This is a genomic window from Parolsenella sp. LCP21S3_E11, assembly GCF_052118165.1.
GTDB lineage: Bacteria > Actinomycetota > Coriobacteriia > Coriobacteriales > Atopobiaceae > Parolsenella.
In genome coordinates, this window is the sequence record NZ_JBQKHS010000005.1 from 59568 (window position 1) to 79644 (window position 20077).

The following is a 20077-nucleotide window of genomic DNA, read 5'->3' on the forward strand; positions in this document are numbered from 1 at the left end:
AACTTGAGCCGCACACGCTCGCCAACGCCACGCAACGGAGGTCCCATGACCGATCTTGAGCTGCTCACGAAGTTCCGCCGCGACCTACATCGCATACCAGAGCTTTCCTTTGACCTCCCCGAGACATGCGCCTACGTGCGCGATGTCCTCGAGAGCCTCTCCTGCGAGGTGACCGCCCCCTGCGAGAGCTGTGTCGCCGCCTTCTTCGACGTCGACGCCGCCTGCGGTCGCGAGCCCAGCGGCCCCGCTACCGCCATCCGCGCCGACATGGACGCCCTCCCCATCACTGAGAACAGCGGCGTCGAGTTCTGCTCCTCCAAGCCCGGCCACATGCACGCCTGCGGCCACGACGGCCACATGGCCATGGCCCTCGCCGCGGCCTGCTGGGTGGACGAGGTGCTGCAAGGCGCCCGCGACGGCGGCGCCTGCCCCCTGCCGCGCAACGTCCTGTTCGTGTTCCAGCCCGCAGAGGAGACCACCGGCGGCGCCCTCATCGTCTGCGAAAGCGGCGTGTTCGAGCGCTACCACGCAGACCGCATCTTCGGCTTCCACGTCTGGCCGGACCTTCCCGCCGGCGTCATCGCGACGCGCCCGGGCGCCCTTCTCGCCCGCGCGAGCGAGACCCACGTGAACATCCACGGCACCTCGAGCCACATCGCCAAGAGCGCGGACGGCAACGACGCGCTGCTCGCAGGCGCGCACTTCCTCACCGGCGTCGAGGCCCTCATGGCGGAGCTCTCCGCCGAGGAGCCGTGCCTGCTCAAGTTCGGCCTCATGCAGAGCGGCACGGTCTGCAACGCCATCAGTGCGGAGACGAAGGTCGCCGGCAGCCTGCGTGTCTTCTCGGACGAGATGTTCGACCGCGCCCGCGCTGGCGTCGAACAGTGCCTCGCGGACGCCTGCGCCGCCTACGGCTGCACCTATGACCTCGACTTCGCTGAGGGCTACCCGCCCGTCACGAACGACGCGGCCCTCTATGACCTCGCGAAGTCCGCCCTCGGAGACACGCTCGAGCTCGTGCCCGAGCCCCTCCTCATCGCCGAGGACTTCGCCTTCTACCAGCGCCACCTCCCGGGCCTGTTCATGCTGCTCGGCACTGGCACCGGCATCCCGCTTCACTCGGACGAATTCCGCATGGACGAGGACGTGCTCGTCCGCGGACTCGAAACCTATCGCGCCCTTCTGCGGTGCGAGTAAGGAGAACCTCATGAAGTTCCTCATCGCAAGCGATATCCACGGCTCCGCCGCCTGGTGCCGTCGCCTTATGGATGCCCTCGACGCCGAGCAGCCCGACCGCTTGCTCCTCCTCGGCGACGTCCTCTACCACGGGCCGCGCAACGACCTCCCCGAGGGCTACGCGCCCAAGGAGGTCATCGCCATGCTCAACCCGCTCGCGTCGAGCATCATCGCCGTGCGCGGCAATTGCGAGGCGGAGGTCGACCAGATGGTCCTCGACTTCCCCTGCATGTCGGATTACACCACCATCTTCGATCCCACGGCCGCGCTCGCCGCGGATGGTTCCGAACGCGAGAAGACCGGCTGCGAGCTCTTCCTCACGCACGGCCACGTCTACGGAGCGGGCTTCCACAACAGCGTCGACAAGCTGCCTGAGCTTCCCGTCGGCTCCATCCTGCTCTACGGCCACACGCACAAGAAGGTGAGCGAGCCCGCGCCCACGCACGAGGGCGTCTGGGCGTTCAACCCCGGCAGTGTCTCCATCCCTAAGGATGGCACGCACAGCTATGGCGTCTACGAGAACGGTGCCGTTCGCCAGGTCGTCATGGAGGCATAGACGTGTTTTGAGTACTACGACAAGTACTACGTGACCGACGGATATGTCTACTACTTCAGCTTCAAATACCCGGTGTCCGCGGCACAAGCTGGCTCCGACCTCATCGAGGCCTACATCCAGTACTTCAAGCCCGGAACCGAGTAGCACCGCGCGCATCCTGGCGCATTTGTCGTGGGACGGTGGGTCACCACCGCCCCACGACAAACAGCCGGACTGAAATCACTGGGGTCTACGACTTGGCAGATTTCCTCAGCATGCTTTTCCAATTCGAGGATGCGTTATACAAGCGCAGAAAAACAACCCTACGGGCATGCGCGTCTATGCGAAACACCGCAACCCTCTTCTTAACCGGTACCCAACGATAATCCGAGCCCTCGACTTGCGGCATAAAGGCAGGAAAGGAAACCGCCGCATCTTTTGCCTGCTCGAAGGAATCGAGAAAGCTCGCAGCACTCCCCGGCCCCACTTCATGCGCTCGCCATGCCAGCTCCGTATCCAAGTCTTCCTCGAATAGGTTGGTAAGCACGGCCTCGTAGCCATCAGCGGCCATACCTCGACCTCATCTCTGATACGACCTCGTTGGCGGAGCGGGTTTTGCCGGCCTCTACCTGTCTCTCCGCGTCCGCAATCCCCCGCCAGAACTCCTTTGCCGAAGTCACCTCCGGCAAAGGCGAGGGCGTGGAGGCGATGTAGGCGTGCTCGCCATCCCAGAACCAGTACACGCGAGAGTCATCCGCAATGCCAAGCGCGGTACGGATCTCCTTTGGAACGGTGGTCTGCCCGGCCTTCGTCATCTTCGTGCTCATCATCGTCACCATGACAGCCTCCAATACAATGAAATTAATAATTTCATTGTAGCAACCACCCTATCGACATGCGAAGCCATCTTGCGATGTGTCGTCACTCGCTAGCTACGCCGAATGCACCTTATCGAGTCCTCGAGAGGCCCAGATAAGGTGCGTTCGGCACGATGAATCAACAGTCTTACGTTTTGGGGTGCGTTCGACGCGATACGGGCAGGCAGCGGGTACCGGAGGAACTCGCCCCGGCACCCGCCAGTCCCTAGAACTTTGTCGGGATGCCACCCTTTGCGAGGAGCGCCTCGGTATGCTCGCGAAGCTCGCGGACGACCTCGGGGATGCGCTCGAACTCGTAAGGCGTCGTCTGGTAGACGTAGTTAATCCAATTACGGTACAGCAGGTTGGCATGGCTACGCCAAGTGAAAATGGGCTGCTTCTCCGGGTCATCGTCGGGGAAGTAGTTCACCGGCAGCTGGATGGGCAGGCCCGCGTGGAAGTCGCGCCAGTACTCGTCCGCCAGCGTGTCACGACCGTACTCGAAGTGACCGAGCGCGTAGATCTCGCAGAAATCGCGCGTAGCGATAAGGGCCGGGCCGCTCGTCTCGCCGCGGCTGAGCACCTGGAGCGACGGATCGGCGTCAATCTCCTTCTCATCGGGCGCGGCGTGGCGACTGTGCGGCATGTTGTGGATCTCGTCGAAGCCGTTCGTGAGAAAGTTGTACTCATCACAGAGGCGCTGCGGGAACACGCCAAAGAGCTTGCTGCCCAGCAGACGCTTGTGAACACCGTGAAGGTGATAGAGGCCCGCGAACGCGCCCCAGCAAAGGAACATCGTGGAAAGCACGTGCTCCTGGGCCCAATCCATGATGCGGCAGAGCTCGTCCCAATAGTCGACGCTCTCGAACGGCATCTGCTCGACGGGTGCGCCCGTAATGATGAGGCCGTCATAATTGTTGGACTTGAGCTCGTCGAACGTGTCGTAGAACTTCACGAGATGGTCCGCCGCGTGCGTGGCCTCATGGCTCGAGACGCGCATGAAGTCGACGCTCACCTGGATGGGTGACTTCGAAATCAAGCGGAGGATCTGGGTCTCCGTCTCGATCTTCGTGGGCATCAGGTTGAGCAGGGCAATGCGCAGCGGACGAATCTGCTGCTTGCTAGCCACGTCCTCCTCGAGGGCGAAAATGCGCTCCTGCTGGAGGATGCGCTTGGCGGGCAGGCCGTCTGGGATGTTGATGGGCATTGGAGCGAAAGACCTTTCTGGGCCCTGGCGCCCGGCGAATGAGACCCGGCGCGAGCCATGGTGCCGGACGGTCTGCCGCCGGCAGTCAAACGTACGGTTCTTTATGGTAACGCAGCGAGGTGGGGCACAACGCGGCGACGTCGTTGGGTTGGGCCCAAACGCCGATAATGGAGCAGACGCCAGCGAACGAGGAGTGCCCATGCCCAAACTAGCAAGCTACTACCTGCCCGGCCTTTACGTCGAGGACCACTCCGTGGAGGTCCCGCTCGACTGGCGCGGCACCGAGCCCGAACGAGCCGCCACGGACGGACTGCCGGCCGACGAGCGCATCCACGTGTTCTATCGCACGGTCTGCACGCCCGAAAACGTCGGCCGGGACCTGCCCCTGCTCGTGTTCCTCCAGGGCGGTCCGGGTGGCCAGGGCCCGCGTTTGCTCTCGCCCACCTCGGACGGCTGGATCGCCGAGGCCATCAAACACTTCCGCGTGGTGCTGCCAGACCAGCGCGGCACTGGCCGCAGCGAGCACGCGAGCGCCAAGTCCATCGCGCGCCGCGGGGATGCGCGCGCCCAGGCGGATTACCTCAAGCGGCTGCTCGCCCGATCCATCGTGCGTGACCTCGAGTACATCCGCCTCACCGAGTTCGGGGGTCGCGCCTGGACCACGCTCGGCCAGAGCTATGGCGGCTTCCTCACGCTCACCTACCTCAGCTTCTACCCACAGGGCATCGCCGCGAGCTTCACGTGCGGCGGCATCCCGCATGTGCCGGCAAGCGCTGCGGACGTCTATGCCCACACGTTCCCGCGCATGGCCGCCAAGACGCGCGCCTATTACGCACGCTACCCCGAGGACGAGGACCGCATGGCCGCGGTCGCGGACCGACTCGCCACAGGCGACGTCACGCTGCCCGATGGCAGCCCGCTCACGCCACGCCGCCTCCAGACGCTCGGCGGCGGGCTGGGCATGAAGCCCGCGCCCGAGCGCCTGCACAACCTTCTCGACACCGCCTTCGAGTCGGGCGATGGCTCCCCCGCCTGCGCCGGCTCCATGCCCGAGCTCACGGACGGCTTCCTCATGGCCGCGCTTCAGAACCTCACGACGGCCGGCAATCCGCTCTACTGGACGCTGCAGGAGTTCATCTACGCCAACGGCACGCTCGACGCCCCCATCCGCTGGGCAGCCGAGCACGAATACGCGCGCCATCCCGAGTTCAATGCGGCGGCGCGGCCGCTCATGCTCACGGGCGAGGCGGCGTTCCCCTTCATGTTCGAGGACGACCCGCTGCTTGCCCCGCTCAAGCCGGCCGTGGACCTGCTCATGGAGGACACGGAGTTCGACGAGATCTACGACGAGCGCCAGCTCGCGGCAAACGAGGTGCCCCTGCAGGCCGCCGTCTACTTCGATGACCTGTACGTGGACTCGGGCCTGCAGCTCGACACGCTCTCCCGCGTGGCCACAAGCCATGCCTGGGTCACGAACGAGTTTGAGCACGACGGCCTGCATGGCAGCGTCGTGCTCGCGCACCTGTTCGAGGAGGCGCTGGGCCGCGGTGACCTCGAGCGCGCGCTTCGCTCGTAGCCGCGGGTATAAACGCAACAGGCACCAACCACGAGAAGGGACCAGAGCATGAACGAGGTCATCGAGGCGCTCGAGCAGCGCCGCAGCTGCAGAAAGTTCTCGGACAAGCCTGTCGAGGACGAGAAGGTAAAGCAGATCGTCGAGGCGGGGCTGTACGCCGCGAGTGGCATGGGCAGGCAGGCCACGCACCTCGTCGTAGTAACGAACCCGGATGACGTGGCGCAGCTCAGCCGCATGAACGCGGCCATCATGGGCACCGAGGGCGATCCATTCTACGGCGCCGCGACCGTCATCGTCGTACTCACGGATCCCGCCGTTCCCACCTGCGTCGAGGATGGCGCGCTTGTCATGGGCAACCTCATGAACGCGGCGCATGCCCTGGGCGTGGGGTCGTGCTGGATTCACCGCGCCCACGAGGAGTTTGACTCCGACGAGGGCAAGGCACTGCTCGCCAAATGGGGTGTCGAGGGCGAGTGGCGCGGCGTCGGCCACTGCATCCTGGGATACGCTGCCGAGCAGGGCGAGAAGCCAGCGGCCGAGCGCAAGGCGAGCCGCGTCACCTACGTGAAGTAGCCAGGTGCCCCAAAAGGCCCGAGTAGACGCCGCCGAACCGCCATAGACTCGCCGGGACACCTCCGAGCCACCCGAGCACCAAGCGGCACACCCCGGCCGCCGCCCGCGCGATGCAGGCGACGACTCTTTTCCCTGGATGGCCATAGCTTTGTCCTATGGATTCGTATCAGTAATTCATGGTGGGGTTATAGGGTTTTATTTAGCTCGACTTTCAGATTCGCTGATATACTCGTCCGCATGATTGAACTGACTAACATATCCAAGGTTTACGACACGCCCGCTGGCCCCTTCCGCGCCATCGATGACGTCACGCTGAGCATCGGCTCTGGCGACATCTTCGGCATCATCGGAGAGTCCGGCGCCGGCAAGTCCACCCTCGTGCGCTGCATCAACCTTCTTGAGGAGCCCACGAGCGGTACGGTCGCCATCGACGGCCGCGACGTTACGAGCCTCCGCGGCCGTGAGCTCCGCGAGCTTCGTGCGGACATCGGCATGATCTTCCAGAGCTTCAGCCTGTTCCAGCAGCGCACCGTGCTCGACAACGTCATCTTCCCCGCAACGCTCGCGAGCACCGGCAAGCGCATCTCCCGCGCCGAGGCTCCGGAGCGCGCCCGCAAGCTCCTGCGCCTCGTCGGTCTCGAGGGCAAGGAGGGCTCCTACCCCTCCCAGCTTTCCGGCGGCCAGCAGCAGCGCGTGGCAATCGCCCGCGCACTCATGACGCGCCCGAAGACCCTCCTGTGCGACGAGGCCACAAGCGCCCTCGACACGCTCACCACCAGCCAGGTCCTCGATCTCCTTGCGCGCATCAACGAGGAGCTCGGCGTGACCATCGTCCTCATCACCCACTCGCTCGCCGTTGCCCGCCGCATCTGCAACCACGTTGTCGTCATGGACCACGGCCATGTGGTCGAGCAGGGCACCGCGGAGGAGATCTTCAGCAACCCGCAGGCAGACGTCACGCGCGCCCTGCTCCAGTTCGAGGGGGAGACGCGCTAATGGAGCTGTCCGCATTCTTCGACAAGTACGGCGAGCTTCTCGCGCAGGGCACCGTCGACACCATGGTCATGGTGCTCGCATCGACGCTCGGCGCCTATGTCATTGGCATCGTCCTGGGCACGCTCCTCACGGTGCTTGGCCCGGACGGTCTGCGCCCCAACCGCGTCGCCTACTCCGCCCTTGGCTGGCTCGTCAACATGGCGCGCTCGCTGCCATTCATCATCCTCTTGCTCTTCATCATTCCCGTGACGCGCGTCGTCGTGGGCACCACCCTCGGCGTGCCGGCGGCGGTATTCCCCCTCATCATCTCCGCGGCCCCGTTCGTCGCCCGCATGGTCGAGTCGAGCGAGGCAGAGGTCTACCGCGGCCTCATCGAGGCGGCGAGCTCCATGGGAGCCTCCACCTGGGAGATCATCGTTAAGGTCTATCTGCACGAAGGCCTTCCCAGCCTGCTCCGCGGCCTTCCCATCGTGATCATCACGATCCTTGGCTACACCGCAATGGCCGGCACCGTTGGCGCCGGCGGCTTGGGCGACATCGCCATCCGCTACGGTTACCAGCGCTATCAAGATGACGTCATGTTCGCGACCGTAATCATCCTCATCATCATGGTCCAGGTCATTCAGACGGTGTGTAACCTGCTCGTCCGCGTCTGCGACAAGCGAATGCGCTCCTAGCGAGCGCACATTGTCAGCGCCAGACGGCGCAATCCAAACTCGGAGTCTTGCCTTTGGGCGATGCCCTTTGGCCACTCATATCGAAATTGCCCACCACGATCAGTCAAATCGTTCTCTTTCGAAAGGAACCACCATGTCCTTCAAGCAGCACATCAAGCCGCTCGCCGGCATCGTGGCCGCCGCCGGCCTCGCTCTCGCCCTGACCGCTTGCGGCGGCAACTCCGGCGCCGCAACCACCGCGGCCGCCTCCTCCAGCGCCGCCTCTGACAACGTCATCACCGTCGGCGCCTCCCCCTCGCCCCACGCAGAGATCCTCGAGGCCATCAAGCCCGAGCTCGAGGCCCAGGGCTACGAGCTGAAGGTCGTCGAGTACAGCGACTACGTCCAGCCCAACGTCGCGCTCTCCGAGGGCGACCTGGATGCCAACTACTTCCAGCACCTCCCCTACCTGGAGAACTACAACACCGAGAACGGCACTGACCTCGCGAGCGCTGGCGCCATCCACTTCGAGCCGATGGGCCTCTACGCCGGCAAGAGCTCCGACATCACCAACGTGCCCGACGGCGCCAAGATCGCCGTTCCCTCCGACGCCACCAACGAGGCTCGCGCGCTGCTGCTGCTCCAGGACCAGGGCGTGATCAAGCTCACCGACGGCGTGGGCCTCGAGGCCACCGCCAACGACATCGTCGAGAACCCGCACAACGTCGAGCTCGTCGAGGTTGAGGCCGCTGCCGTTCCCCGCTCCCTCCAGGACGTCGACTTCGGTGTGATCAACGGCAACTACGCGCTCTCCGCCGGCCTTGACACCTCCGCCACCCTCGCCAGCGAGGGTGCTGACTCCGAGGCCGCCCAGACCTACGCCAACATCATCGCCGTCCGCAATGGCGACGAGAACTCCGAGAAGACCCAGGCCCTCCTGAAGGCCCTCACCTCGGACACCGCCCGCAAGTTCATCGAGGACACCTACAAGGGCTCCGTCATCCCGGTGTTCTAAGAGGCATCAACCCCATATGATGGGACCAACGCCCCCGTCTCGCGTGCAGAGACGGGGGCGTTGCTGCATACTTGCAGCTATGACTACTTCATTTGCCGAGCTCGGGCTAAACGAGCAGATTCTCGCCGGGGTCAACGCCCTCGGCTTCACGGAGCCAACTCCCGTCCAGGCAGCCGCCATCCCCGCCGTCCTCGACGGCAGAGACGTGCTCGCCAGCGCGCAGACCGGCACGGGCAAGACCTGCGCCTTCACCCTGCCGACGCTCCAGCGCATCGCTGAGACGAAGGGCAAGGCCTCGCCCAAGAAGCCCCGCGCCCTCGTCATCACGCCCACGCGCGAGCTCGCGGCGCAGATCGAGGACGTCACGAAGGAGGTCTGCGCGCAGACCGGCCAGTCGACCGTCGTCGTGATGGGCGGCGCCAAGTTCGACAAGCAGATTCGTGCGCTCGAGAGGGGCTGCGACCTCCTCGTCGCCACCCCCGGCCGTCTCATCGACCTCATGGAGCATGACCACGTGAGCCTCTCCGAGGTCCAGGTCCTCGTTCTCGACGAGGCCGACCGCATGCTCGACATGGGCTTCTGGCCGAGCGTCCGCCGTATCGTGAAGGCCTGCCCCGAGAAGCGCCAGACGCTCCTGTTCTCCGCGACCATCCCGCCCAGCATCAAGGGCACGGTCGACGCCATGCTTCCAGACCCGGTCGTGGTCGAGATCGCCCGTGTCGGCGAGACGGCCGCCACGGTTGACGAGCACCTTTGCCCCGTCACCCAGGGCGACAAGATCTCGCTGCTCGAGGCCCTTATGAAGCAGGAGAGCTTCGAGCGCGTGCTCGTCTTCTGCCGTACCAAGATGCGCGTCGACGGCGTGTGCGGCACCCTGAAGAAGAATGGGATCAAGGTCGACGTCATGCACGCAGACCGCCCGCAGAAGGCTCGCGAGAAGGCGCTCGAGCGCTTCCGTGATGGCAAGATTCGCGTACTCGTCGCCACGGACGTCATGAGCCGCGGCATCGACGTCTCCGGCATTGACGCCGTCGTGAACTTCGACGTCCCCATGGACCCGGAGGATTACGTCCACCGCATCGGCCGCACGGGCCGCGCCGGCGCCGCGGGACAGGCCTACACCTTCATGGCGCCTGACGAGGTGAGCCCGCTTCGAGAGATCGAGTACTTTACCAAGAAGCTCATCCCCCTCTTTGACCTCGAGGGATTCTCGTACTCTGAGGGCCGCATCGTTCCCAACGAGCGACGCAGCACCTCCAAGCCCACCCGCAGCCTCTTCAGCGGCTCGCGTGGTCGTGGCCGCGGCCCTCGTGGCGGCCGCTACGGAAGACACTTCTAGGCGACGCGCGGGCGCGAAAGCGCGGGCGCGAAACGAACGGCACGCAACAGCAGGGCCATCGGCGCAGGTCGATGGCCCTTTCTCATACTCTTACGCCGAGGTTGTCGAACAGGCAGTGGTTATCGAACAGGCGGGCCTGCCATGCGGTCAGGCCTCGCTTGCGGCCATCTCGCTCGCGACAGACGCCGCCTTCTTCTTGGCGCGCCTCTCTCGGAAGAACATCCTCAGCTCGTCCGCGCACTCCTGCTGGAGCACTCCGGACGTCACCTCAAACTCGTGATTAAGTCTCTCGTCATGGCTTACGTCGAAGAGGGTGCCGAGCGCACCACCCTTTGGGTCCGGCGCGCCATAGACGCACCTATCGATGCGCGAGTTGACCATAAGGCCTGCGCACATGATGCAGGGCTCGAGCGTCACATAGACGGTGCAGCCCGTTAGGCGCCAGCGGTCAAGCGCGCGGGAGGCGGCACACATGGCAGAGAACTCCGCATGAGCCGAGGGATCACGATCGGTCTCGCGACGATTGTGCGCCCGCGCCACGACCTCGCCATCGCACACGACGACGGCACCGATGGGCACCTCGCCCTCCTCGGCGGCCAGGTGCGCCTCATCAAGCGCCAGGCGCATGTAATCCTCGTCCGTCATAGCGCTCTCCCCTCGTCCGCCTTCGCCGCCGCATGGCGGTTGTCGAACCTACAGCATACCCAATGCGCCCGGATCCAGTGGAAGGGGAGGAACTGGACCCGGGCGCGGGAGGCGACCCTTCGTCTGAGGCTAGGGGTCGCATATGAAAGAGCTAGCTAGTGTCACTCGCATTCGCAGCGAGCGCGAAGGCCATGCTACTTGGCGATGTCCTGGAACATCTCCCAGGCCTCGACGTCGGTCATGCCCTCGTGGACAATCTTGTTGACGCACTGGGCCATCTCGATGGGGTGCGTGGACTGGAAGATGTTGCGGCCCATGTCAACGCCGTGGGCACCCTTGCGGATGACGTCGTAGGCGAGGTGCAGAGCGTCCTTCTCGGGAAGCTTCTTGCCGCCGGCGACGACGATGGGCACGGGGCAGGCAGCCACGACCTCCTCGAAGTCATCGCAGTCATAGGTCTTGACCATCTGGCAGCCCATCTCGGCGATAATGCGGGTCGCGAGCTTGAAGAAGCGCGGGGTGCGCTCCATATCCTTGCCCACGGCGCAGACGCCGAGCGTCGGGATGCTGTAGCGGAAGCCGGCGTTGATGGTCTGGCTCAGGTTGTCGATGGAGGACAGCTGGCCGTCGCCACCGATGAAGGTCTGAACGGCCATGCAGTCGGCGTTCATGCGAATGGCGTCCTCGACGTCCACGGCGATGACCTCGTGGGAGAGGTCGGCCTGGAGCATAGAGGAGCCGGAGGTGGTGCGGAGGGCGATGCCCTTCGTGATCTCGGGCGGGACGCAGGAGCGAATGGCGCCGCGGGTGCCCATGAAGCAGTCGACATAGGGAGCGAGCTTCGGCAGGAGCAGGTCAAGACGCTCGAGACCGGCGGTGGCGCCCATGAAGTAGCCGTGGTCGAAGGCGAACATGACGGTGTTGCCGCTCTTGGGGTTGAAGATGTTGGAGAGATGCTTCTTCATGCCCCAGTCAAGGCTGTTGGCGCCCTTAACGTAGAAGCCCTTGTCGTTCGCAAACGGGGTGTCGACGTGGTAGTCGTGAGCGACCTTCAGTCCATCCAGATCAGCCATAGGTGGATTCCTTTCCTCGTTCGCCTCCCACGCCCCTGCGGGAGGTCGCCAGTATGGTAGCGATTTGACAGATGCAGCCCGCGCCAGCGAATGCGCTGCGCAAGCATGAGGCGGAGCCTCTGTGGTGTCGGGCGATGATGCCCCCACTCGTGTGTGCCCCGCGTGAGAGCGTGCGTGAGTCGCTAGGCGAACGACCTCACGCGGGGCAAACGGGGACGCCGCCGAGCGGCGACGCCCCCTTGCAAGGAGCGAAGCGACAGCTTAGAAGCTGTAGTCGTTCATGTTGTCCTTGGTGAAGACGAGGCGCTCGGGCAGGAGCACGACGCCGTTGTTCTCGGCGAGCGTCTCGGCACCCTCGGAGATGGAGTCGTTGGCCTCGACGGTGACGTCACCGATGCTCGGGATGGAGATGGTGTCGCCAACCTTGACGGTGTTGCCAGCGGCGAGGTAGGCAGCGACGAAGCAGCCCATGGCGCCCTGGACGGCGCAGTCCCAGAGGCCCCAGTTGTAGATGGTGCCGTGCTCGCAGTAGCTCTTGATGGACTGCGGGGAAGCGAAGCCCGTGATCGTGATCTTCGTGGCGTCGTAGCCCTTGTTCTCGGCGGCCTGGAGCTGGCCGGGGAGAGCGGTGGAGTCGTTGCAGATGATCAGGTCAATGTCGGGGTAAGCGTCGAGAACGGCCTCGCCGGTCGTGATGGCGAGCTCGGCGTCCTGGTTGCTGTAGTAGTTGTCAGCGACCTTCTTCCAGTTCGGGTAATCCTTCTGGATGATGGCCTCAGCGGCAACCTGCCAGGAGTTCTGGTCGGTGACGGTGGCCTGAGAGTAGTGCCAGACGTAGGTGATCTCGTCGGCAGAGGGATCCTTGCCGCGCTCCTTGAGGCCGTCGACGGACATATCGACGAGCATCTGGCCGAGGATCTCAGGGGTACCCTGGGAAACCATGAGGGTACGATCCTCGACCTGGGCGTCGGAGTCCCAGGTGGTGACGACGATGCCGGCGTCCGTGGCCTTCTTCAGGGCGTCAGACACACCAGCGGCGTCAACCGTGGAGATGCAGAGGGCGTCGACGCCATTGGCGACGGCCTGGTTGATGACGGCGACCTGAGCGGACGCGGAAGCGGTGGAATCGCCGATGTAGTCAACGGTGATGCCCCAGTCCTTGGCGTACTTCTGAGCGCCGTCGTTGGCGGACTCGAAGAAGGCGTTGCCGGTCACCTTCGGGATGAAGGCGACGGTCTTGCCGGTGATGTCTCCACCCTCGGCAGCACCGCTGGCGGCAGCGGTGGTGGCGGCGGAACCAGAGCCACCACAGCCGGCCAGGCCAAGGCCTGCGACGGCGGCGCCAGCACCGGCAACCTTCAGGAATCCGCGACGAGTCATGTTCTTCATAACTAACGAACCTCCCTTATCTTGCCCGTTATTGGGCACTTGCCTCCGAACTATCCTTCCTTGCAAACAGCGAGCGCAGCCACGGGACGATTCCCGTGTTTGTCGCCGCAGAACGCCCAACGATGACCGCGACAAGCAGGACACCAACCGGAATGTCGAGGTACTGGGTGCCGATCTTGAAGCAGAGCGGAAGACCGAAGCGAAGAAACGCGATGGCGAGAGATGCCAGGGCGGTTCCGATGATCGATCCCTTGCCGCCCGTGGAGAGCGTGCCTCCGAGGACGACGGCCGTGATGATGTCCATCGTGAGATCGCCACCGAGATCGGACTTAGCGGTGCCGAGGTATGCGGTGAGAACGGTGCCGGCGATGGCGGCGGCGAGCGCACTCAGGACATACGTGGACATTATCACCCTGCGCGTATTAATGCCCGAGTATTCGGCAGCCGAGGGGTTTACGCCGGTGAGTATCACCTTGCGGCCATACTTGGTCTTGTGGAGCAGGATGTAAGCGACCACGAGCATGACAACATAGATGATAATCTGGAACGGGATCTCGCCGCCGACCTTGTAGTTCGCGATGAATTTGAACTCGTCGGGGAAGCCTCCGATGGACTCGTACGAGGCGGTGCTGGAAAGCGTGGAGACGAGCAGGGCGAGGCCGGAGTACAGGAAGCTGCCGCCCAGGGTAATGACCATCGCTTGGACGCCGCAATAGCCAATCAGGAAGCCAGAGAGAGCGCCGCAGAGGCAGACGACGACGGTAGCGAGCGAAACGGCGGCCCAGATGGACAGGCCGAAGTCCTGCCAGGATACGCCAATGATGATCGACGTGAGGCCAACGAGCGAGGCAACCTGAATGTCGATGCCGCCGGTGCACATGACGAGCGTGACGAAGAGCGACAGGATGAACACGGCAAGGTTGTCGTTGATGCTGGTGAAGAGGAGCGCCGGGCGCAGGAACTTGGGGTTGGCGCCGCTAAAGACGGCGAACTCCAGGATGATAAGAACCACGAGCAGGATGTTCCAGGTGGACTGGCCGCGGGTGAGCACCTTCTTGAGCTTATCCATTACTGCTCACCGCCCTTCTCGGCGTTGACATCCGCAGCAGTGGCCTCCGCAGCGGGAGTCGAGGCGGAGACGCGGGCAGCGAGCCTCGCGTGACGGTTGTTGACGAGCGAGCGGTGCTGGATCACGGCGTCGACGACGACGATGACAAGCAGGATGATGCCGGTGATTGCGTTGTCGTAGTTGGACGAGAAGCCCATGAAGACGAGCAGGTAGGAGATCGAAGCCATGATGACGGCGCCGATGGCAGAGCCGATCACGGAGCCGACGCCGCCGGCGAGCGAGATGCCACCGAGGACGCAGGCCGCGATGGCCTTCATCTCATAGCCGTTGCCGCTCATCGGGGTAACGAAGCCGATACGGCTGCAGAAGATCACGCCGCCGATGGAGGCCATGACCGCGCAGATCACGTAGGCGAGCATCTTTGTCTTGAGCGTGGGCAGGCCGACGAGCGTGGCACCCTGGGCGTTGTCGCCCACGGCCACGAAGTAACGGCCCTGACGCGTACGGGTGAGGATGAGGTGGATGATGATAACGAGCGCGATGACGGCGCAGTAGTAGACCGTCAGGGGGCCAACCAGTGTGACGGACGAGAAGTCCTTGAAGGACTTGGGCAGGTTCTCAACCCAGGCACCATTCGTATACAGGTAGATGATGCCGCGCAGGATGCCGTTGACGCCGAGGGTGAAAATCAGCGACGGCGCACCCATGATGCAGACGCCCCAACCATTGATGAGGCCGATGACGACGCCAATGATGATGGCGACGACGATTGCGACTACGAGCGACTGCCCGTCGCGCAGGAACGTGCCGACGACGGCGGCGACGAGGCCGAGGTTCGAGCCGACGGAAACGTCGATCTCGCCAATGAACAGGACGAAGGCCATACCAACTGCAATAAGCGTGTAGACGACGGACGTGTTGAAGCACGCGGAGACGTTGGACGGGTTCAGGAACATCGGGTTCATGAAGCCGACGATGGCAAACAGCGCGATGAGGAAGATCAGGCTGGTGAGCTCGCGCGCCTTGAAAAGCTTCTTTACCTTCTCCATCGATTACACCTCTTTCCTCTGGTCGCTATCCGAACGGGTCTCTTCGATCTGGCGGTTTAGGCTCATGCCGACACCGCCTCCTTGTCGCCGGAGACGCCAAAGGCGGCGGCCATGAGGTTGTCCTGTGTGATATCCGCCTTCTTGAACTCGCTGTTGATGCGGCCCTGGAACATGACCACGGCGCGGTCGGCGAGCTCGACGACCTCCTCCATGTCAGAGGAGATGAGAAGGATCGAAACGCCGGTCTTACGGAGCTCCTGGAGCACGGCGTAGACATCACCACGAGCCGCGGCGTCGATGCCGCGAGTAGGCTCGTCGAGGATGACGAGCTTGGGCTCGGTCGCGAAGATGCGACCGATGATGATCTTCTGCTGGTTGCCGCCGGAAAGGCCGCCAACCTCCTGATCGAGGCCCGTCACCTTGGTGCGGAAGTCGTTGACGTAGCCCTGGCTGATCTCGTCGGCCTTCTTGGAGTTGAGCAGGAAGCTGCCGATCTTCTTGCCGCAGAGCAGCGAGCTCGTCGTGTTCTCGGAGACGTCGCGAATACGGAAGAGGGCATCGGCGAAGCGGTCCTCGGGCAGGTAGTTGACACCGGCGTTGATGACGTCAGGCGTCTTCATGCCCGTAATGTCGCGACCGTCGAGGAGCACCTTGCCGCCCAGCACCTTGTCGCGGCCGAAGATGGTTGTCGCCATCTCGGTGCGGCCGGCGCCCACGACACCAGCCATGCCCACGATCTCGCCGGGGTAGACCTTGAGGTTGACATCGGCGAAGCCATAGCCGCTGAAGTCCTTGAGCTCGAGAACGGGCTTCGCGTCGTAGTCGATAACGTCAGACGCGACAACCTTCTCCTTCTCGATGTTGCCGGCATCGGGCGGAAGCAGGCCGCGGACGAGGTCCTCACGCGTGAATTCCTTCACGCTGCCCTGCATGGCGACGATGCCGTCGCGGAGGATGGCAACCGTCGTGGCGAGCTCGAAGACCTCGGCCAGACGGTGGGTGATGTAGACGATGCCGATGTTCTTCTTCTGCAGTTCGTGCACGCAGTTGAACAGGCTCTGGACCTCATCGAAGGTAAGTGCCGAGGTGGGCTCGTCGAGGATGAGCACCTCGGGGTCGCGCATGAGGCCACGGAGAATCTCGACCATGCCCTGCTCTGCAATGGAGAGCGTGAGGGCCTTGCGGTCAAGGTCCATGTGCCAACCCGTGGTATCCATGACCTTCTCGAGGCGCTCGGCCAGCACGGAGGGTTTCTCGTTAAAGCCAATCGTGATGTTCTCGCGCACGGTCATGTTCGGGAACAGCATAGGCTCCTGCGGAACCATATAGATGCTGTGGGCGAGAGCGGCCTTGGGGTTGGAGATGTCAACCTTGTCTCCGCCGATCTCGATTTCTCCGCTATCAGCCGAGTAGATGCCCATGATGATCTTCATGAGCGTCGACTTACCAGCGCCGTTACCTCCGATGAGCGCGAGCACCTCGCCCGGACGGACCTCCAGGCTAATGCCCTTCAGGACCGCGTTGGTTCCAAAGGACTTATAGATGTCGTGCACTGACAGAAGCGTGTCACGGCTCTGGATGTCCTCGACAACCTCGCGGAGGGCATGCGTGGCGCCCGTCGTGGGCGTCGTCTGGGTATCGTTGGTCATTCGATTCCCTCCCCTTGGACAAATGACACAGTCAGCAACGAAATACTTCGATACGCCTAAGACGGTATCCATTCGAGTCCGCCCGCCAAATACCGCGGAGACCGAACGGTAGGAATTGGTCAACGAACGGTTATTTGCTCACGAGGTGGACGATTGTCCAGAATTGTAAGCAATGAAGTGTCGCCATAACAGGCTTGTGGCGGGCCATCAACCAGGCCCAACATATTGCGGACAGATTTGCATTTCACGCAGCAGCTTTATTTCATGCGGATTAAGCCCCATATAAATGCGATTATTTACGCGTCAGCATCCCGTTGGCGCTGTTCGCCTAGGAGTTCAGACCTCTCGCGGGAATTACCATCGCATTCGATTGACTCTCCCTTATGTGAGGGGTATAGCAAAAGCGTACTTTTGTTGGACGCTTCGACATTTGTTCGCTTTTAAGGGTCATTCAGAACCCCACATGAAAGCGGCCGCGCGGCACGGGAATGGCCATACGGTAGAGAGGCACACACGAGGAGAGGGGGCGGCACATGGCCGATGCAGACTACCAGTTGATGCTCAAGGCAACCTGGTACTACTACATGGAGAACTACACCCAGCAGCAGATCTCACAACTCCTGGGCGTGAGTAGGGCCAAGGTCATCCGCCTTCTCGACGAGGCGCGTGCCACTGGCGTCATCCGCTTCCTGTTCCGCGAGGACGACCGCGCCCGCATGGAGGTCGAGCGCGAGCTGATTGGCCACTTTGGCCTCGAGGACGCCTTCGTCGTGCCCACGCCCGCCCACACCGCGGAGCTCACGCAGAGCATCGCCCAGGCGGCCTCCGTCTACATCGCGGACCACCTGCGCGCGGACGGCTTCCTCAACATCGGCTATGGCGACATGACGGGCCTCATTCTCGACAACCTCGCCTCGAGCCGACGCTCCGACATTAACGTCGCGAGCCTCACGGGCGGCGTGAGCTACTACCTGCCCAAGGTGAGCTCCGAGGTCTTCGCGATGCACCTCTATCTCGTGCCCTCGCCCCTGATCCTCTCCTCCGCCGAACTCAGGGACCAGCTCCTCAAGGAGCCGGCGATCCAAGACGTCTTCCGCATGACTTCCCACGCGGACATGACCGTCGTGGGCGTGGGCAGCATGGACGAGGACGCCACGATCATCCGCAACGGCATCCTCTCCAAGACGGACTTCGCGCTCCTCAAGATGCAGGGCGCCGTGGGAGACATCCTCAATCATTTCATCGACGCAGATGGCAACCCCGTTGGCACCTCCATCGAGAAGCGCATCGTCAGCTCGAGCCTCGACAAGCTCCAGAGCATGCGCAACGTCATCGGCGCGGCGGGAGGCTCCGTGAAGGTGCCCGCCATGCACGCGGCCCTCACGCACGGCTATTTCAACGTCCTCGTCACGGACGAACAAACGGCAAAGGAACTCCTCGAGTATTCGACCAAGAGCTAGGAGATGTACGCCATGGCAAAGTACCTGATGGCAATGGACGCGGGAACCGGCAGCGTGCGCGCTGTCATCTTCTCCACCGAAGGCGACCAGGTGGGCTGCGTTCAGAAGGAGTGGACCCACAACGAGGATCCCCGTTGGCCCGGCAGCATGGACTTCGACTGGGTAACCAACTGGGAGCTTGCCCGCACCTGCGTGAGCGAGGTTCTCGCCGAGACGGGCATCGACGCCTCCGATATCGCCGCCGTCTCGACCACCTGCATGCGCGAGGGCATCCTCCTCTATGACGAGGAGGGCAACGAGATCTGGGCTTGCGCCAACGTCGACGCCCGCTCAAACGACGAGGTGGGCGAACTCATCGCCATGAACCCGGAGCTTGAAGCGGAGCTCTACCGCGAGAGCGGCCAGACCTATGCCCTCGGCGCCCTCCCGCGCCTGCTGTGGGTCAAGAACAAGATGCCCGAGGTCTACGAGAAGACCGCCCGCATCGGCATGTTCAACGACTGGCTCATCTACAAGCTCACCGGCGAACTGGCCGTCGAGCCCTCCAACGGCTCGACCACCGGCATCATGAGCCTCGAGACCCGCAATTGGGATCCGACCATCGCCGAGCGTTGCGGCCTGCGCACCGACATCTTCGGCGCGGTCAAGGAGAGCGGTGAGCTCGCCGGCCACGTCAACGCCAAGGGCGCCGCTGACACCGGCCTCGCCGAGGGCACGCCCGTCATCGTTGGCGGCGGCGACTGCCAGCTTGGCATGATCGGCGTGGGCGCCTGCCTCCCCAACCAGGCCGGCGTCTTTGGCGGCAGCTTCTGGCAGTACGAGTTCAACACCGACAACGCCGCCACCGACCCGCAGTGCCGCGTGCGCGTGAACTGCCACGCCACCCCAGGCGTCTGGCAGTACGAGGCGCTCGCCTTCAAGCCGGGCCTCGTCATGCGCTGGTTCCGCGATGGCTTCTGCCAGGCGGAGAAGGAGCAGGCCAAGGCCGAGGGCCGCGACGTCTATGACGTCATGAACGAGCACGCCGAGAAGATCCCCGCGGGCTCCTACGGCATGCTCTGCTGCTTCAGCGACGTCATGAACTACATCCACTGGACGCACTCCTCGCCCACCTTCACCAACTTCGAGCTCGAGCCGGAGAAGTTCAACAAGTACACCTTCTACCGCGCCATCCTCGAGAACACCGCGCTGCTCGTCCGTGGTCACATCGACCTCGTCCGCGAGGCCACGGGCAACGAGCCTGACGAGCTCATGTTCGCCGGCGGCGCCTCCAAGAGCCCTCTCTGGAGCCAGATCGTCGCCGACGTCACGGGCAAGACCGTCAAGGTCCCCGTGGTGAAGGAGGCCACCGCCCTTGGCGCCGCCATCATCGCCGGCACCGGTGTGGGCATCTACCCGAGCGTCTCCGAGGGTGCCAAGCAGGTCGTCAAGTTCGAGCGCACCTTTGAGCCCAACCCCGAGAACGCCGCCGTCTACGAGGAGCTTTACAAGACATGGCGCGAGGTTTACAAGGCCCAGTTTGCACTGAGCGAGGCCGGCGTGACCAAGAGCATGTGGCGCGCTCCCGGCCTGTAACGTCCTCGCACGCCGCGGTGGCTCGTAGCTATGCGCCACCGCGGCGCCGATTCGCCCATCAGGCACCCCGCGACTCCGATCCGTCCCTCAGGCACCAACGCGAGCGTTTGCCCGCCAGACATCCGGCCACACGCGCTCGTATAACAATTAGTCCCAGTCCGCACGCCCAGCACTTGGG

General features: G+C 63.6%; 19 protein-coding genes. 10 read left to right on the forward strand and 9 right to left on the reverse strand.

Annotated features, from left to right (window positions below):
• Positions 1–45: 45 nt before the first annotated feature.
• Together ACTQ1Z_RS05960 and yfcE are read left to right on the forward strand one after the other, a co-directional pair.
• Positions 46–1197, forward strand: coding sequence for an amidohydrolase (locus tag ACTQ1Z_RS05960; RefSeq protein ID WP_441859552.1), 1152 nt, complete (start codon positions 46–48; stop codon positions 1195–1197).
• Between the two features lie 10 nt (positions 1198–1207).
• Positions 1208–1792: a phosphodiesterase gene (gene yfcE, locus ACTQ1Z_RS05965; protein ID WP_441859554.1), complete on the forward strand. Its 585-nt coding sequence runs from the start codon at positions 1208–1210 to the stop codon at positions 1790–1792.
• A gap of 229 nt (positions 1793–2021) precedes the next feature.
• On the opposite strand, the gene ACTQ1Z_RS05970 is transcribed toward yfcE, so the two are convergent.
• The 3 genes from ACTQ1Z_RS05970 to ACTQ1Z_RS05980 form a co-directional block, all read right to left on the reverse strand.
• Positions 2022–2342 carry a type II toxin-antitoxin system RelE/ParE family toxin gene (locus ACTQ1Z_RS05970; protein ID WP_441859556.1) on the reverse strand — a complete coding sequence of 107 codons (321 nt, stop codon included), beginning with the start codon at positions 2340–2342 and terminating at the stop codon, positions 2022–2024.
• Entirely contained in the window at positions 2332–2610 is a 279-nt protein-coding gene (locus ACTQ1Z_RS05975) for an AbrB/MazE/SpoVT family DNA-binding domain-containing protein (protein WP_441859558.1), read from the reverse strand. Before ACTQ1Z_RS05975 ends, ACTQ1Z_RS05970 begins: the two co-directional genes overlap by 11 nt.
• Before the next feature lie 244 nt (positions 2611–2854).
• On the reverse strand, positions 2855–3835 hold the full coding sequence (locus ACTQ1Z_RS05980; protein WP_320679208.1) for a homoserine O-succinyltransferase: 981 nt from the start codon (positions 3833–3835) through the stop codon (positions 2855–2857).
• 199 nt (positions 3836–4034) lie between these two features.
• Between ACTQ1Z_RS05980 and ACTQ1Z_RS05985 the strand changes: the two genes are divergently transcribed.
• The 6 genes from ACTQ1Z_RS05985 to ACTQ1Z_RS06010 all read left to right on the forward strand — a co-directional run bounded on the left by ACTQ1Z_RS05985 (position 4035) and on the right by ACTQ1Z_RS06010 (position 9990).
• On the forward strand, positions 4035–5411 hold the full coding sequence (locus ACTQ1Z_RS05985; RefSeq protein ID WP_441859560.1) for an alpha/beta fold hydrolase: 1377 nt from the start codon (positions 4035–4037) through the stop codon (positions 5409–5411).
• Positions 5412–5459: 48 nt separating this feature from the next.
• The gene (locus tag ACTQ1Z_RS05990) at positions 5460–5984 is read left to right on the forward strand and encodes a nitroreductase family protein (RefSeq protein ID WP_441859562.1); all 525 of its coding nucleotides are present in this window, start codon (positions 5460–5462) and stop codon (positions 5982–5984) included.
• Positions 5985–6221: 237 nt separating this feature from the next.
• Positions 6222–6980, forward strand: a complete 759-nt coding sequence (locus ACTQ1Z_RS05995) for a methionine ABC transporter ATP-binding protein (RefSeq protein ID WP_441859564.1) — start codon at positions 6222–6224, stop codon at positions 6978–6980.
• Positions 6980–7657 (forward strand): methionine ABC transporter permease, encoded by a 678-nt coding sequence (locus ACTQ1Z_RS06000; protein ID WP_441859566.1) that lies wholly within the window; start codon positions 6980–6982, stop codon positions 7655–7657. Before ACTQ1Z_RS05995 ends, ACTQ1Z_RS06000 begins: the two co-directional genes overlap by 1 nt.
• Positions 7658–7790: 133 nt before the next feature.
• Positions 7791–8651, forward strand: a complete 861-nt coding sequence (locus ACTQ1Z_RS06005) for a MetQ/NlpA family ABC transporter substrate-binding protein (RefSeq protein WP_441859568.1) — start codon at positions 7791–7793, stop codon at positions 8649–8651.
• Between the two features lie 79 nt (positions 8652–8730).
• The gene (locus ACTQ1Z_RS06010) at positions 8731–9990 is read left to right on the forward strand and encodes a DEAD/DEAH box helicase (RefSeq protein WP_441859570.1); all 1260 of its coding nucleotides are present in this window, start codon (positions 8731–8733) and stop codon (positions 9988–9990) included.
• 147 nt (positions 9991–10137) lie between these two features.
• On the opposite strand, the gene tadA is transcribed toward ACTQ1Z_RS06010, so the two are convergent.
• From tadA to ACTQ1Z_RS06040, 6 genes are all read right to left on the reverse strand, one after another.
• Positions 10138–10635, reverse strand: coding sequence for a tRNA adenosine(34) deaminase TadA (gene tadA, locus ACTQ1Z_RS06015; RefSeq protein WP_441859572.1), 498 nt, complete (start codon positions 10633–10635; stop codon positions 10138–10140).
• Positions 10636–10829: 194 nt separating this feature from the next.
• The gene (lsrF, locus tag ACTQ1Z_RS06020) at positions 10830–11708 is read right to left on the reverse strand and encodes a 3-hydroxy-5-phosphonooxypentane-2,4-dione thiolase (RefSeq protein ID WP_317285575.1); all 879 of its coding nucleotides are present in this window, start codon (positions 11706–11708) and stop codon (positions 10830–10832) included.
• A gap of 261 nt (positions 11709–11969) precedes the next feature.
• Complete coding sequence (locus tag ACTQ1Z_RS06025; protein ID WP_320679199.1) at positions 11970–13097, reverse strand: substrate-binding domain-containing protein; 1128 nt, start codon at positions 13095–13097, stop codon at positions 11970–11972.
• 28 nt (positions 13098–13125) lie between these two features.
• Positions 13126–14166, reverse strand: coding sequence for an ABC transporter permease (locus tag ACTQ1Z_RS06030; protein ID WP_441859575.1), 1041 nt, complete (start codon positions 14164–14166; stop codon positions 13126–13128).
• A complete protein-coding gene (locus tag ACTQ1Z_RS06035) occupies positions 14166–15215 on the reverse strand; it encodes an ABC transporter permease (protein ID WP_441859577.1) in 1050 nt (349 codons plus the stop codon). The genes ACTQ1Z_RS06030 and ACTQ1Z_RS06035 overlap by 1 nt, the downstream gene beginning before the upstream one ends.
• Before the next feature lie 62 nt (positions 15216–15277).
• A complete protein-coding gene (locus tag ACTQ1Z_RS06040; RefSeq protein WP_320679195.1) occupies positions 15278–16864 on the reverse strand; it encodes a sugar ABC transporter ATP-binding protein in 1587 nt (528 codons plus the stop codon).
• Positions 16865–17397: 533 nt separating this feature from the next.
• Here ACTQ1Z_RS06040 and ACTQ1Z_RS06045 point away from each other — a divergent pair.
• On the forward strand, positions 17398–18324 hold the full coding sequence (locus ACTQ1Z_RS06045) for a sugar-binding transcriptional regulator (protein ID WP_320679193.1): 927 nt from the start codon (positions 17398–17400) through the stop codon (positions 18322–18324).
• A gap of 12 nt (positions 18325–18336) precedes the next feature.
• A complete protein-coding gene (gene lsrK, locus ACTQ1Z_RS06050) occupies positions 18337–19899 on the forward strand; it encodes an autoinducer-2 kinase (protein WP_320679192.1) in 1563 nt (520 codons plus the stop codon).
• The last annotated feature ends 178 nt before the right edge of the window (positions 19900–20077 follow it).